The organism is Lysobacter hankyongensis (assembly GCF_039543145.1).
In the GTDB taxonomy this organism is placed as follows: Bacteria; Pseudomonadota; Gammaproteobacteria; order Xanthomonadales; family Xanthomonadaceae; genus Lysobacter_I; species Lysobacter_I hankyongensis.
In genome coordinates this window covers 4,049-5,343 of sequence record NZ_BAABJE010000013.1, presented here as the reverse complement: position 1 = coordinate 5,343, position 1,295 = coordinate 4,049, and the positions used below count along the sequence as shown (strand labels likewise).

Annotated in this window: 1 protein-coding gene; it reads right to left on the bottom strand. The window is 64.5% G+C overall.

Features of this window, described 5'->3' with window-relative positions:
* A partial coding sequence (locus tag ABD974_RS12340; protein ID WP_345303641.1) for an efflux RND transporter permease subunit occupies positions 1–1,295 on the bottom strand: 1,295 nt, incomplete at both ends.

Below are 1,295 nucleotides of genomic sequence, written 5' to 3'. Positions count from 1 at the left end.
ACATCGCGCCGGTCAGTGCGAGCACCACCGTGATCGCCATCGGATGGAACATTTTTCCTTCCACGCCAGTGAGCGCGAATATCGGCAGATACACCGCAGCGATGATGAACAGGCCGAACAGACTGGGTTTGATCACCTCGGCGCTGGCGCTGGCGGCCAACTCGAAGCGTTCGTCGCGCGTCAACAGGCGACCCAACTGGTGTTGCTTCTCGCCGAACCGGCGCAGGCAGTTTTCGACGATGATCACCGCGCCATCGACGATCAGGCCGAAGTCGAGCGCGCCGAGACTCATCAGGTTGGCCGACACCCGGTTCTGCACCATGCCGCTGATCGTGAGCAGCATCGTCAGCGGAATCACCGCCGCCGTGATCAACGCTGCGCGCAGATTGCCGAGCAGCAGGAACAAGACCGCGATCACCAGCAGCGCACCTTCGAGCAGGTTCTTGCGCACGGTGTCGATGGTGCGATCGACCAGTTCCGTGCGGTCGTACACCGCATGCGCGCGCACGCCCTCGGGCAATTGCTTGTCGATCTCGCCGAGCTTGACCGCCGCGCGCTGCGCGACCGCACGGCTGTTCTCGCCGACCAGCATGAAGACGGTACCGAGCACCACTTCCTGACCGTCCTTGGTCGCGGCGCCGGTGCGCAATTCGGTGCCTTCTCCGATCTCGGCCACATCGCGAATGCGCAGTGGTAGGCCCTCGCGGGTCGCGATCACCACCTGGGCGAGGCCCTCGGCGTCGGCGACCTGACCCGGCACCCGGATCAGATACTGTTCGCCGGAGCGCTCGATGTAACCGGCGCCCGCGTTGGCGTTGTTGCGCGCGACCGCATCGAGCACATCACGCATCGTCAGGCCATAAGCCAGTAGCTTCGCCGGATCGGGCGTGATGTGGAATTGCCGCACGTAGCCGCCGACGGTGTTGACCTCGGTGACGCCTTTGAGGTGTCGCAACTGCGGGCGTACCACCCAATCCTGCAGAGTGCGCAGCTCGGTCGCGGTCCAAGGCTTGCCGTCGGGGTTCACGGCGCCCTGTTCCGCTTCCACGGTGTACATGAAGATTTCGCCAAGACCCGTGGCGACCGGTCCGAGCGTGGGCTCAATGCCCTCCGGCAACTGTGCCGCCGCCTGCTGTAGGCGTTCGGCGACCTGTTGGCGTGCGAAATAGATGTCGGTGCCGTCCTCGAAGACGACCGTCACCTGCGACAGCCCATAGCGCGAGATCGAGCGTGTGTATTGCAGTCGCGCCAATCCGGCCAACGCGGTTTCGACCGGATAGGTTACGCGCTGCTCG